The sequence below is a fragment of the Streptomyces sp. NPDC090077 genome, assembly GCF_044747545.1.
Lineage (GTDB): Bacteria > Actinomycetota > Actinomycetes > Streptomycetales > Streptomycetaceae > Streptomyces.
The window spans coordinates 393,541-406,431 of the sequence record NZ_JBIVEG010000002.1 but is presented as its reverse complement, the minus strand read 5'-3'; the positions used below and the strand labels follow the sequence as shown (position 1 = coordinate 406,431).

12 protein-coding genes are annotated in these 12,891 nt (G+C 74.6%); 6 read left to right on the top strand and 6 right to left on the bottom strand.

Annotated elements, in window-relative coordinates; translation table 11 throughout:
* Nucleotides 1-103 precede the first annotated feature (103 nt).
* Nucleotides 104-2,113 (top strand): ABC transporter ATP-binding protein, encoded by a 2,010-nt coding sequence (locus ACIPW5_RS06025; protein ID WP_401240950.1) that lies wholly within the window; start codon nucleotides 104-106, stop codon nucleotides 2,111-2,113.
* Between the two features lie 515 nt (nucleotides 2,114-2,628).
* Here the strand turns inward: ACIPW5_RS06025 and ACIPW5_RS06020 are convergent.
* Nucleotides 2,629-3,828: a S8 family serine peptidase gene (locus ACIPW5_RS06020; RefSeq protein WP_401240948.1), complete on the bottom strand. Its 1,200-nt coding sequence runs from the start codon at nucleotides 3,826-3,828 to the stop codon at nucleotides 2,629-2,631.
* A 331-nt stretch (nucleotides 3,829-4,159) separates the two neighbouring features.
* Here ACIPW5_RS06020 and ACIPW5_RS06015 point away from each other — a divergent pair, with 331 nt between their 5' ends.
* A complete protein-coding gene (locus ACIPW5_RS06015) occupies nucleotides 4,160-5,503 on the top strand; it encodes a hypothetical protein (protein WP_401240945.1) in 1,344 nt (447 codons plus the stop codon).
* Between the two features lie 43 nt (nucleotides 5,504-5,546).
* Nucleotides 5,547-6,131 carry a hypothetical protein gene (locus ACIPW5_RS06010; protein ID WP_401240942.1) on the top strand — a complete coding sequence of 195 codons (585 nt, stop codon included), beginning with the start codon at nucleotides 5,547-5,549 and terminating at the stop codon, nucleotides 6,129-6,131.
* Here the strand turns inward: ACIPW5_RS06010 and ACIPW5_RS06005 are convergent.
* On the bottom strand, nucleotides 6,080-6,457 hold the full coding sequence (locus ACIPW5_RS06005) for a hypothetical protein (protein ID WP_401240941.1): 378 nt from the start codon (nucleotides 6,455-6,457) through the stop codon (nucleotides 6,080-6,082). The genes ACIPW5_RS06010 and ACIPW5_RS06005 overlap by 52 nt on opposite strands.
* A gap of 133 nt (nucleotides 6,458-6,590) precedes the next feature.
* Between ACIPW5_RS06005 and ACIPW5_RS06000 the strand changes: the two genes are divergently transcribed.
* Nucleotides 6,591-7,079, top strand: a complete 489-nt coding sequence (locus ACIPW5_RS06000; protein WP_401240939.1) for a hypothetical protein — start codon at nucleotides 6,591-6,593, stop codon at nucleotides 7,077-7,079.
* A gap of 50 nt (nucleotides 7,080-7,129) precedes the next feature.
* Nucleotides 7,130-7,666, top strand: a complete 537-nt coding sequence (locus tag ACIPW5_RS05995) for a hypothetical protein (protein ID WP_401240936.1) — start codon at nucleotides 7,130-7,132, stop codon at nucleotides 7,664-7,666.
* Between the two features lie 58 nt (nucleotides 7,667-7,724).
* On the opposite strand, the gene ACIPW5_RS05990 is transcribed toward ACIPW5_RS05995, so the two are convergent.
* From ACIPW5_RS05990 to ACIPW5_RS05975, 4 genes are all read right to left on the bottom strand, one after another.
* Entirely contained in the window at nucleotides 7,725-8,159 is a 435-nt protein-coding gene (locus tag ACIPW5_RS05990) for an NUDIX domain-containing protein (RefSeq protein WP_401240934.1), read from the bottom strand.
* A 48-nt stretch (nucleotides 8,160-8,207) separates the two neighbouring features.
* Nucleotides 8,208-9,107, bottom strand: coding sequence for an aminoglycoside phosphotransferase family protein (locus tag ACIPW5_RS05985; RefSeq protein ID WP_401240933.1), 900 nt, complete (start codon nucleotides 9,105-9,107; stop codon nucleotides 8,208-8,210).
* A gap of 223 nt (nucleotides 9,108-9,330) precedes the next feature.
* A complete protein-coding gene (locus tag ACIPW5_RS05980) occupies nucleotides 9,331-9,960 on the bottom strand; it encodes a class I SAM-dependent methyltransferase (RefSeq protein ID WP_401240932.1) in 630 nt (209 codons plus the stop codon).
* Between the two features lie 68 nt (nucleotides 9,961-10,028).
* Nucleotides 10,029-10,877, bottom strand: a complete 849-nt coding sequence (locus ACIPW5_RS05975) for an ASCH domain-containing protein (RefSeq protein ID WP_401240929.1) — start codon at nucleotides 10,875-10,877, stop codon at nucleotides 10,029-10,031.
* 550 nt (nucleotides 10,878-11,427) lie between these two features.
* Here ACIPW5_RS05975 and ACIPW5_RS05970 point away from each other — a divergent pair.
* On the top strand, nucleotides 11,428-12,855 hold the full coding sequence (locus ACIPW5_RS05970; protein ID WP_401240926.1) for a condensation domain-containing protein: 1,428 nt from the start codon (nucleotides 11,428-11,430) through the stop codon (nucleotides 12,853-12,855).
* Nucleotides 12,856-12,891: the final 36 nt, after the last annotated feature.

The window sequence follows — 12,891 nt, the reverse complement described above, 5'->3', positions numbered from 1 at the left end:
AACATCCCCGGCCTCCCGCGTACGCGCGCCCGGCCCGCGGGATCCGCGTTGACGCCGCGTCCTCCCTCGGCCGCGGCACACGACCGGATACCGGGAGCGCCGCATGAGCCGGAACCCGACGGACGGATCGGGCACGGCGGGGGTGTCGGACTCCGAGCGGCTCCTCTTCGGCGGTGAGCTCGCCTACGACATCGGCTGGGAGCGGCACGAGGGCGCCTGGCTGAAGCTCGGGCTCTGGGCCATGGCGCGGGAGCTGCCCCGCCTGGTGGGGACCGGACTGCGGCTCGCCCGCCTGGCCGATGCCCGGGCGCTGCGCGTGGTCCTGGCCGCCGAGTCGGCCCGCGGCATCGTCCAGGCGGTCGGACTGGTCGCGGTCAACGGCGTGCTCGGGCACGTCCTCGCGGGCGGCAGTACGAACGAGCGCCTCGCCCGGGCGGTGCCCGCGCTGACGGTCGTGGCGGTCAGCGCGCTCCTCGGCTCGCTGCTGCGCTCGGCCTCGACGGCGGCAACGGGCGCCCTGGAGCCGAAGGTGCAGCGGGTGGCGACCGAGCAGTACCTCGGCCTGGTGCACCGTACGGAGCTCGCGGCGATCGAGGACGACGAGTTCCACCGGCTCCTCGACGCCGCCCGGTACGGCGCCGACTCGGCCCGGCGCATGATCCGCTACTGCACCAACACCCTCAACGCCGCGGTGTCCCTGGCCGCCGCGGCCGGTGTGCTGACCGTCCTGCATCCGGCGCTGCTGCCGCTGCTGGTCCTGATGACCCTGCCGAGTGCGTGGAGTTCGCTGATGATCTCCCGCCAGAAGTACGTCTCCTTCCACGCCTTCGTGCAGCACGCACGGGCCGGGCACCTCCTCGGACAGCTGCTGACGCAGAAAGAGGCCGCGGCGGAGGTCCGCGTCCACGGGGTCGGGCCGTTCCTGCTGGGCCACTTCCGGACCATGGCCGAGACCAGCGAACGCGAGCAGACCCGGCTGGCCCGCCGGGCCGCACGCATCGGGCTCGTCGCCGACGGCGCCGGCGGCGTCGCCACCCTCCTCACCTACGGCGCCCTGGGTGCGCTGCTGTGGGCCGGGGCCATGGACCTCGCGGTCGGCGGGACGGCCGTCCTGGCCATCCGCACCGGCGCCGCCAGCCTCGACGTGCTGGTGCTGCAGGTCACCGAGCTGTACCAGGAGTCGCTGTTCGTCGCCGACTTCGAGCGGCTGTGTCAGGAGGCGAGGGCACGGGCCGTCCCGGTGGGCGGGCGGTCCCTGCCCGAGCGGCTCCGGGAGGTCCGGTTCGACAAGGTCACCTTCACCTACCCGGGCAGCGGCGGCGACCGGCCGGAGCCGACCCTGCGCGAGGTGAGCCTGTCGTTCCCGGCGGGGAAGATCATCGCGCTGGTGGGTGAGAACGGCTCCGGGAAGTCGACCCTGGTCCGGATGCTGGCCGGCCTGTACCTGCCGGACGAGGGCGGCGGCACGATCTGGTGGGACGACGTCGACGCCCGCCGCGCCGACCGCGACCAGGTCTTCGGGCGGGTCGCCCTGATGTCGCAGGACTTCTACCACTGGCCCTTCACCTTCCGCGTGAACGTCGGCATCGGCCGGCCCGGCCGGGCCATCGACGACCCCGCGGTCGAGGAGGCCGCCCGCTTCTCGGGGGCCGACCAGGTCCTCGACGACCTGCCGCGCGGGCTCGGCACCCTCCTGGCCCGCGGCTACCGCGGCGGCCACCAGATCTCCGGCGGCCAGTGGCAGCGCATCGGCATCGCCCGCGCCAAGTACCGCGAGGCCGAGATCCTGATCGTGGACGAGCCCACCAGCGCCCTGGACGCGGTCGCGGAGCAGCGGGTCTTCGACCAGATCAGGGCGCTGGCCGCAACCAGCGGCCAGACGATCGTGCTCATCACCCACCGCCTGCACTCCGTACGCCACGCGGACCTCATCCACGTCCTCAAGGAAGGCCGGGTCGCCGAGTCGGGCACCTTCGAGGAACTGATGGACCCGGCCACGGGCACCGGGGACTTCCGCGACGCCTACCTCGTCCAGGCCGCCGCCTTCGATGCCCCGGTCCCCGCCCAGCCCGCCGGCGACCACGACGCCCGGTCGGCGAAGGAGCACCCGTGAACCCGGACGCGCAGCGGCCCGAACCGCCGACGATCGCGAGGCCCTGCCCGCCTTCACGAGAACCGGGCCGGGTCCTGGGCGGTGCCGGACTCCGGAACTCCTGGCTTCGGTCCGGCGTTCCCTGATCGACACAATGGGCCCATGGACAGCGAACCTCTGCAGATCCCGCTCGACCGGCTTCGGCACGCCTTCGAGCTGGCGCTGCAACACGTCGAAGCGTCGGCCGGCAACGCGGTGGAGCTCGAACACGAGTACTTCTGGTCCATTCCGGGCGACGAGCTCTACGACGTCTTCGACGAACCGCGGACGCTCACCATCGGGCAGCTCTCCGAGTCATGGCAGCACCTCGAAGGCCTCCTCGCCGATCCGGACCGGGCCGTGGACCACCACCTGGTCTGGCTCGCCGAGGTCCTCCGTGCGATCGGTCAGGGCACCTTGCCGCGGAATGCGGGCGGGCCCCCGCCGCGTCCCGGTGAAGGACGGACGGGGGGCCTGCGCACGGTGCGGTCGGGCGGTTACGGGGCCACCTTCAGCAGCTTGTTGGCGGTGCCCGCGGACGGGTTCTTGATCGCCCCGGCCGTCGCCTTCGCGGTCAGCGCGCCGGCCGTCTCGGCGGGGGTCGCCGAGGGGTGGCCGCCGAGGTAGACGGCCGCGGCGCCCGCGACGTGCGGAGTGGCCATCGACGTACCGGAGATGGTCCTGGTACCGGTGTCGCTGTCGTTCCACGCGGAGGTGATCTCCGAGCCCGGGGCATACAGGTCCACCACCGAGCCGAAGTTGGAGAAGTCCGACTGCTGGTCGCCCTCGGTGCTCGACGCCACCGTGACGGCCTCCGGGACCCGGGCGGGGGAGCCCTGTCCGGCGTCCCGGGACTCGTTCCCCGCGGCCACCGCGAAGGTGATGCCCGAGGAGACGGCCCGCTTGACCGCCGCGTCCAGCGCCTCGTCCGCGCCTCCGCCGAGGCTCATGTTGGCCACCGACGGGCCGGAGTGGTGCTCCGTCACCCAGTCGATCCCCGCCACGACCTGCTCGGTGGTGCCGGAGCCGTTGTCGTCGAGCACCCGCACGGCCACGACCTTGGCCTTCTTGGCGACCCCGTGCGCCGTGCCGGCGATGGTGCCCGCCACATGGGTCCCGTGCCCGTTGCCGTCGTCGGCGCTGTCGTCGTTGTCGACGGCGTCGAAGCCGTGGGCGGCCCGGCCGCCGAAGTCCTGGTGCGAGATCCTGACGCCGGTGTCGATGACGTAGGCGGTCACTCCCTCACCGCCGTTGTCGGGGTAGGTGTACTTCTCGTCCCCGGCCGTCTGGGTCTGGTCGATCCGGTCGAGCCCCCAGGACGGGGGGTTCTGCTGGGTCGCGTTGATGGTGAAGCGCTTGTTCTGCGCGACCGTGCCGACCGCGGGGTCCGCGGCGAGCTGCCTGGCCTCCTTTTCCGTGAGCCCGGAGGCGGAGAAGCCGTTGACGGAGGAGCCGTACGAGCGCTCCAGCCGGCCTCCGTACTTCTTCGCCAGGTCCTCCTTGTTCGCGGATGTGTCGAGTATGACGACGAAGCTGCCGTCCACCGCGCCCTCTGCGCCGAGTCCGTACACGGTGCCCTCGGGGGGTGTCGCCGCTCCGGCGAGCGGGACCGCAAACAGGGCCGTGACGACGGTTGCCGCTGCTGCCGCGGCGATCGAGGCATGACGAAGTCGGCTGGAACGCTTGTGAGTTGCCATGTGGGGAATTCTCCTCCGGTTGACGTGTGGGGCGTCGGTCGTTCAGGACAACCCTGTTCCGCTTGACAGGAGCAAATCAAGGACGACCCCCCTCTCCGGGCCGGTTCGACAAGGTTTCCTCCGGAGGCCCCCACACCGCCTCCACCTCGCATACGGCAACTCCCGAGCTCCTGCACGATTCCGTCACGTTCGAGGACCGGGCGGTACCTTCCGGATTCCGGACGGCGCAGGCGCGGAGCGCCGAGGTGGGCGCCGCGTGCAAAACGGGTTGCCCGGCCGGGTCGGCGGCAGCGATCATCCTGGGGATTTCGCCCCCGACCACCGGAGACACATGACCACCGAACTGTCCAAGGCCTGGGAACTCTTCGAATCCGGCGACCCCCAAGGGTCCATGCGGGCCCTGTTGCCCGCCGCCGAAGGGCTCACGTCCGCAGAGATCGCCCCGCTGGTGGCCAGGCTGGCCGAAGGTGCCGGGTTCACGGATCTCGCCGAGGCCTCGGCAGAACTGGCGGCACGGCCCGCGGAGGCCGAACGGCTGTACGGGTTCGGCTACGCCTGCGTCGAACGGGGACTTCCCGACCTGGCCGTTCCCGCGCTGCGGGCTGCGCTCGGCCTGGCCTTGGAGCCGGCGCCCGCGCCCGCGCCCGGACGCACCGGGCTGTTCCGCCGCAGGCCCAAGGCTCCCGCCGGGACGGGGCTCGGGCCGCGGCGGGTGCTCCTGGAGCTGGTGACCGCGCTGGAGCGGGTCGAGCGGCACACCGACGCGCTGGCGCTGCTGCAGGAACACGACTCCCTGCTGGCCGACTGGCCGGACCGCTATCTGGCGGTCTACAACGCACTGATGGCAGGCCGGACCGACACGGCCCGGGAGGTGTTCGGCGGCCTGTCGGCGCCCGAGGGGGTCTGGGCGGGACCGGGCCGGCGGGTCGGGCGGATGCTCGACCGTGCCGCGGCCCTGCCGCCGACCGGCCTCCAGGACCTGCGCGGCTGGCACTACGTGCTGACCGGTGGCCTGCTCCTCACCCTCTCCCCGCACGGGTTCGACCAGGGGATGACCGGCCGCTGGGCGTACCTGCAGGAGGACTTCGGCTCCTGCCTGCACGGCCTGCACCGGCTGCGTACGGTCCTGGAGGCCACCGGCCGCACGCCCGCGTCCGTCGGTCTGCTGCCCGACCGCGGCAGCCGGGCGCTCGGTCTGGCGGCCGCACGCCTGCTGGGCGTCCCGGCCTCCCCGTACCGGCCCGGTACTCCGGACGCGCTGGTCGTCGCGTACGACCTGACCACGTGCGACCCCGAGACGGTGGCCGCGCTCGGGGAACGGGCGCCGGGCGAGCTGCTCTTCGAGCACGCCACCTGCTGGACCGAGCCGCCGGCGGCCACGGCCGACGTCTGCACCCTGCTGGTGCAGAGCGTGACCGCGCCCTGGGAGCCCGGCCTGCGGCTCACCGAGGACGGCCGGGCGGAGCGGGGGGAGCCCGACGGCCGGAGCGCCGAGGAGCTCGCGGAGGCGATCCTGGCGGCGGACCCCGCCCCGGCGGAGGGCGACGGCCGCACACCGGACGACCCCGATGCGGCACTGGCCGCGTTCGCCGCACGCGCGGCCGGGCTGTGGGCGGACGGACCGCGGGACGCCGTCAGGTCCTCGGGCCCCGTGCGCAGCGGCCGCTTCGCCTGACGGGGCGGGGGTGGTCCGGAGGAGTCGGTTCGGGGGTTCCGGAGTGACCGGAAGCGACGAGTGGTCCTACGTGTCGGCTGTCGGCGTGGGGCCGCTCCGGTTCGGCATGACCGTCGGCGAAGTGGTCGGGGCGGCCGCGCCGCTCGGGCCGGCGACGGTCAGCCATTGCCCTCGGGGCCCCGCGGTCTTCTCTCCGACCCTCAGGGTCGAAGTCCACCGCCACGGGGCCGCTCCGTCGCAGGCTGCCGTCACGGCGTACGTGAGCCAGGCCGCGGGGCTGTTCTGCGTCGCCGTCGACGCCGTGCACGGCCCCCAGGTCGCCTACGACGGACTCCCGCTGGTCGGAAGGGACATGGCGGAGCTGGAGGGCGACGCGATCGCGTACGCCGAGGCGATGGACGTGCAGTTCCGCATCATGCCCGAGGGCTACGCGGCACCGGACGACCCCGGGATCGTCATGCGCGCGCAACCGGTCGGGCAGGCCCTCCGGTCGCGTCCGCTGTTCATGGTGCCGCGCGACGGAGCCTGGACGGAGTGGGACTCCCTGCCCTCCGAGGAGTACCACGTCGACGGATGTCATCCGCCCGACACGACGCCACCGGACGACCCGTGGTCGGAGGAGGTCTGACTCCGCCCCGGTGACGGCGAGGGCCCGGTCATCAGCGGGAGCAGGGAGCCGACCACCTTGAAGCTCCTCGGGAGGACCCACCCGTGGTTGCAGTGGGAGGGACGGCCGTTCCAGTTGTGGTGCGTGAGGCGGAGCGGCCGTACGTCGCCCAGGTCGGCCACCGTCAGGGGCTCGGGCCCGGACCAGTCCAGTTCGAGCACCGCGGCACAGCGGGCCGCGGCGTCGAGGCCGGTGATCTGCGAGGCCGTCCAGGCACCGAGCGCCTCGGAGTGCACGGCGACGACGTCGCCGACGGCGACCGGTCTCGGTGGGCGGTCCCGTTCCATGCCGGGAGAGTAGCGGGCTGCCTGCCCGGCTCCCCTGCGGGGGTGTCCCCCGGACGGCCGGCGGCTCGCGGCCTCGCGCGGGTGGGCGATGATGCGTAGGGCAGGGCACGGTTCGGGCACGGAGGGCTCACGCATGGAGGCGGTTCACACGGGGGCGTTGGTCGCGGAGCTGTTGGCGGCGGCGGGGCCGGAGGACAGCGGTGCGCTGTGGCGCCTGCAGGACGCAGGCCGGCAGCTGGACGCCAATCTGGTACGTCACCTGCCCGGCGCCGGCGGGGCCCTGCACACCGAGCACGAGGTCGACGTCATGCTCGTCACGGTGGCGGGCAGCGGCACCCTCACCCGTGACGGTGCCGACATCCCGCTCGCCCCGGGGGTCCTGGCGTTCCTGGCCCGTGGCGCCCCGCGCGCCCTGCTGGCCGGGCCGGACGGGCTGGCCGTCCTCACCGTCCACCGGCGGCGCTCCGGGATCGCCATCGGCCGTCCCGCCACGCCCGCGGAGCCTCCCGCCGCCTGCGCGGTGCACCTGGTGTGCGGCCGCTGCCACCGCCACGCCATAGAGGCCGCCGCCCGCTACTGCAGCGACTGCGGCACCCCCCTCCCCGGCCGCCCGGGCGGCTGACTCCGCCCGCGTCGGGCGGCTCCCGTCACGGCTGTGGCATGCTCCTCCGTATGATCCCCGTCACGGACGACGGCTGGTCGTTCGCCACGGCGCGAGAACCGGCCCGGTTCGCCGCCTGCGAGGTGCACGGCGCTCCCGGTGTCGACCACGCGGCCGGCCCGCGCGGCACGCTGTGCGGCATAGCGGCGCGCCACACCACCACCCGGCTCCACCTGTTCGAACCCGGTGCCCTGCAGTCGTGCCTGCGGTGCCGCACGCGCGCTGCCGCCGCCCCGTCGGAGCCGTGCGCACAGGAACGCCTCCACCGCAGGGTCCGGGACGCCGCCGAGGGGGCGGCCCGGGACGACCTGCTCGCCGCGCTCCTGCGAGGCGCGGAGGTGGGGTTGTGGGTCAACGGCCCTTCGGGAGGGCTGGCGGAGCACTACGCGGGGCTCGACGCGTTGACGGACGGGGCGGGGCCGGCCGCCGCGGCGTTCGGTTCCGCTGCGTCGATCGGGCTGGCCCGCGTCGAGGACGGTCCCTGGCGGTTCGTCGTCGTCCTGCCGGAGGACGGGGGGCGCCCCCTCGTCGCACGCGGGCCGCGCTGACCGCGCGGAGCACGCTGCTTCACCGACCCGGGCGCCTTCGCCGGGACCGGCCCGGGTGTCAGTCGGTCAGGCGTCCCAGCAGGGCGCCCTGGCCGGACTGGAGGACGTGCGCGGCCTCCAGGGGAATCCAGAAGCACTCGAAGCGGGTGGGCCGGCCCCGGCCGTCGTGGTCCTCCTGGCTCGGCCACCGCTCCGGGGTGTGCTCGGTGAGCTCCAGGTGGAAGACGTGGCGGTGCTGGATCTCGAACCGGTAGGGGCTGATGTCGTACTCGGTCTCACCGAGCTTGCGCACGATCCTGAAGCCGGTGAGGCCGGTCTCCTCCCTCGCCTCCCGCAGCGCCGCGGCCTCCGGGCTCTCCCCGGGTCGGACACTGCCGGCCGGAACCTGGATGCCTACCTCCTCGTAGCTGTGGTCAGTGTGCCGGAACACCAGCAGCCGCCCGTCGCGTACGACGTAGACGAGCACCTTCTCCTTGACGGCCTTCTCGGGCATCGAGGCATCCTCCGGACGGACGGTCAGGACGGGTACGGCGCCGGTCGCCTAGCCGATGAGGGCCTCGGTGATCTGACGGGTGGTCTGCGCGGCGACCCGGGGGTTGACGGCGGCGTAGTGGACGTAGGCGTTCAGGCCCGTGGCCAGCGCCCAGCCGCGGCCCCGGGTCCAGGTGGCGTCGTCCACGCCGAGCGCGGCGCGGAAGGCGGCCCGGCTCCCGGGCGACATCAGGGTGAAGGCGATCGTCAGGTCGCGGGCCGGGTCGCCGATGCCGAGTCCGCCGAAGTCGATGACCGCGCTGAGGCGGCCGTCGACGGTCAGCAGGTTGCCGGTGTGGAAGTCGCCGTGGGACCAGACCGGTGGGCCGTCCCCGTCGGGGGCGCTCAGCGCCGCCTCCCACAGCTCGGTCATGGCGGCAGTGTCGAACGGGCCGTCGACCTCTGCGATGGCGGCACGCGTGGCCCGGTCGCGGGCGGCCAGCGGCTGGGCGGCGAGGTCCTCTCGGGTGCCCGGGGCCGGGATCTCGCCCGGCTCGAACCGCTGGAGAGCGGTCAGGAACCCGGCCAGTTCGACGGCGGCCTCGGGGGAATCGCCCAGTGCCTCCACGGTCGCCACCTCGCCGTCCAGCCAGCGGGAGACCGCCCAGGGCCACGGATAACCGAAGCCGGGCTCCCCCACCCCCACGGGCACGGGGACGGCCAGGGGCAGGTGCGGGGCGAGCCGTGGCAGCCACTCGGCCTCCTTCCGGGCCTGCCCGATGGCATCGGCATGGCGTGGCAGCCGGACGGACAGCCCCTCGCCCATCCGGTAGATCACGTGGTCCGAGCCGGCCGGGTCGAGCAACTCCAGGGGCAGCCCGGCCCACTGCGGGAACTGCGTGTCGACCAGGCGCCTGACCAGCGCGGCATCGATCGGGGGACGGGCGTCCGTGACGCTACCGGTTGTCAAGAGCAGCTCCTGCGGTCGGCCGGCCCCGTGCGGCGGGCAGTCGGGGCCATCACAGTGCATCGCGGAGCGCCTGTCGACCGGGTTTCCCCACCAGTGGCACCGCTACGCCTCCTCCTGCCTGCGACGCAACACCAACGCCCCTTCGTCATCGCAGCCTGGCCCGCTGTTTCGTGGGGTCGCACGCTCATGCCGTAGGGCCCCTCGTCCCGGCCGGGAGCGGGGCCTACGGGCGCCGGGCGAGGAGGTGGGCGTCGAGGAAGCCCCGTTCGGAGGCCGGGTCGTGGAGCAGTCGGGCGAAGGGGACGAGGCCGGCGGCGGCCAGCAGTCCGGCGAGGTGGTCCGGCGGCCAGCTGTAGGCGGGGGTCACCTTGTGGTCGAAGCGGACCGGCTCCGGTCCCTCGGTCCCGAAGAAGGAGACCAGGAGCAGGCCGCCCGGCGCCAGGACGCGCACCTGCTCGGCGAGCAGCTCCGGCAGTTCCCGCGGCGGGGTGTGGATCATCGAGTAGTGGGCCAGTACGCCGCCGAGTGCGCCGTCCTCGATCGGCAGGGACTCCATCCGCGCCTCCTCGAAGCGCAGCGCGGGGTGGGCCCGTCGGGCGTGGTCGACCATGCCCGGGGAGAGGTCGAGGCCGAAGGCGTCCAGGCCCAGTTCGTGCAGCATGGCCGTCAGGTGGCCGGGCCCGCACCCGACGTCCGCCGCCCGCGGGTTGCCGGTCGCGCGTACCAGTTCCGCGAAGGTGGCGATCATGGACCGGGCGAAGGGCTGGGTCTCCAGCCGGTCTGCGAACAGGGATGCGTACAGCTCGACGACTCCGTCGTAGGCCGCTCTGGTCGTGTTCTGGTGATCCGCCACAGGGAGGACTCTAGGGCCGGTGCTCCCGGTGCTCCCGGTGGGGTCGGTGGAGGTGGTGCCGCTGGGGTTCAGGCGGTGCCGGTCGTGTTCTCGGTGCGGAAGGTGATGACGTCCACCTCGTCGGTTTCCGCCAGGTCCGGGTAGTGGCCCTTGAGGGCCTGCCCGAGTTCGGTTGCGGTCGTCAGGCCCTCGGCGCGGGCGTCCTCGTCGGTGAGGTCGCGGACCAGGCAGTGCCGGATGGCGGTCGCCTCGGCCGGGAGGACGACCTCGGGGTCGCTTTCGAACACCAGCCGGGCCGGCCCGAGCCGGGCCGGGTCCCGGAAGCGGGTGGTCCTGGTCTTGGCTCCGGAGCGGACGTCTTCGAGGTAGCGGGGGTGGAACCGGATGATCGGGGGACCGGCCGTCTCGGGGTCCTCGTAGAGCGAGGGGTCGAGACCGCCCATGCCCTCCGGGGTCCACCGCTGGGTCAGCGGCAGCAGGTCGGCGGCGAGGACGGACCGGGGCCCGTCGGGCGTGGGCACGATGACGCGCATCGTGGGGTGGTAGTCCACGAAGACCTGCCGGTCGCGCCCGCACGGGCCGATGATCCCGCGCCCGCGGTTCCCCACGGCGACGATGCAGCGCATCTGGCGTGCGCCCTGGGCGCGTGCGGCTCCGAGGGCGACGAGTTCGGCGCAGGGGCCGCCGGTGAAGTGGTAGAGGTTCACGCCGGCGAACATCCGGTAGTCGGCGGCCATGACCGCGGCGCCCACCGTGTGGATCCCGTCCCCGTCGGGCCCGGCGTCGGTGTGCGCCTCCATGGTGCGGCGGGCCAGCTCCACGAGCTCGCGCTCGTCGTCGTCGAGGGCTCGCGCGGAGGGCGGTACGTACACGGTGTCGGCCTTTTCTTTCGTCGGGGGCAGAACAGAGCATTCCATGCCATGGAGGTGTGATCCACGGGATTTCGGCCTGCCGGGGACGACCCCGGACCGGCGGCCCCGCTCGCGGCGGGCGTCCAAGCGAAAGGCCGACCGCATCCAACCCGACGCCCGGAAAACGGGGGTTCCGGGGTTCCCGGGGGTGCGCGCGGGTGGACGCGCGGCGGCGGGGGCAGACCGCCCGGCGGGGTGCCGGCGGTGGGGGCCGACCGCCCGGTCTTCCGGGTTCGGCGTGGTCTCCGGCGGCCTGTTCGGGCCCGTGGGGCGGCCTGGGCGGCGCTCGGGCGGCGCTCGGGGCGGGCTCGTGCGGGTGGCGGTCGCGGATCGTCGCGTCGGGCCAACAGGGTGCGGGGGAGGGCGGGTAGGCGGTCCGACGCACCGTCAGCCGGGTGACCTGGGGCGACTTGACACACCCCCGGTGATCAATGAAGTTAGGGAAGCCTTACCTAAGCAGCTGGGTGAGTCCGAGGAAGGAATGGGCATGCCCGCACCCCGTACGCACACCGGGTCCGACCGGTCCCACCACGCGCCGAGATCCAGGGGCTGACACGTGTCCACGACTTCTTCCCCCGCTCCGGCCGTCCCGAACGCCGCCCCCCGGTACGTCGGCCGGGGCCGGGGCCTCCGGTCCGCGGCCGCGCCGTCGGGCACCGGGCGCCCGGTGCCCGGACCGCCCGGGGACACCGAGGCGGGACCGCTGGCCCTGCTGCCCGCCGCGCACCGCCTGCGCGAGGCACCCGGCGCTGCCGGGGGCGCCCGCGAGCACGCCCTGCTGGAGGTTCCGGCGGGGCTGCGGGCCGGCCCGCTGCGCCGGGCCCTCGCCGCACTGGCCCGCCGGCACCCGGCGCTGCGGCTGGCCCTGCACCGCTCGCACGGCGTCTGGAGCCAGGAGGTCCTGCCGCCGGCGCAGGCACCGGCCGTCACCGGCGCGACGACGCTGCGCCGCTACCCGGCGGCGGACCTGGAGCCCGGCGCCCGGGACCTGCTCGTCACCGCGGCGGCGCGGGCCGCCGGGGACGCGCTGGACCCGGCGGCGGCCTCGGTGTTCCGCGCGGCCTGGTTCGACGCCGGTCCGGACGCGCCCGGACGGCTGCTGCTCACCGCCCACGCGCTGTGCGTCGACGACGTGTCATGGCAGCTGCTGCTCACCGAACTGCCGGAGCTCTACAACTGGTTCACCGGCACCGGGGCCGGGCCGGCCGTCCTCGGACCGGCCGGCGGGCTGACCGCCTGGGCCGCCGGACTGGCCGCCGAGGCCCAGTCCCCCGCCCGGGTGCGGGAGCTGCCGTACTGGACGGACCTGGCGGACGGGCCCGCGGCCCGCGCCTGGCCCGCCGCCGAAGGCGGGCACCGCACGGTCACCCGGTTCGAGGTGCCCGCCGGGCCGCCGGGACCGCACCCCGTCGACGTGTCCCTGCTGGCCGCGCTGGCGCTCACCGCCGCCGGACGGCCGCGGCTGCACGACGGCACGCGGCTGCCGGTCGAGCTGGAGCTGCCCCGCCCCGTGACGGCCCCCCGCACGGCCGGGCGGCTCTCCACCGTGCACGGCGTCCGGCTGCCGCTGGGCCAGGACGGCCCCGGGCCCGTACGGCGGCTGCTGGCCGCCGTACCGGACGGCGGCCGGGGCCAGGAGCAGCTGCGCCACCTCAACCCCCAGACGTCGGCGCTGCGGACCGGGGCCCCCGGCCGCGGTGTCCGCTACCGCAGGTGCGCCGCCCTGAGCGCCCCGGGGACCGCTCCCGGCTGGGGCCCGGCCCCCGAGGAGGAGTGGGACGCGCTCGGAACGCTCCGCGGCGACCCCCCGCTCACCGGGCCCCTGGAAGTGACCGCCGCGCTCGCCCCGGCCGCCGGCGGCGGACACCGCGTGACCGTCCGCTGGCGCTGGTCCGCGTCCCTCTTCGGCGCCGCCGAGGCGGCCGCGCTGTCCGGGGCGACGACGGATCTCGCCGCCCGGTTCGCCGCCGCACCGGCCGCCTGAACGGGCCCGTACCCCGACACACACCCACTGCCCCGC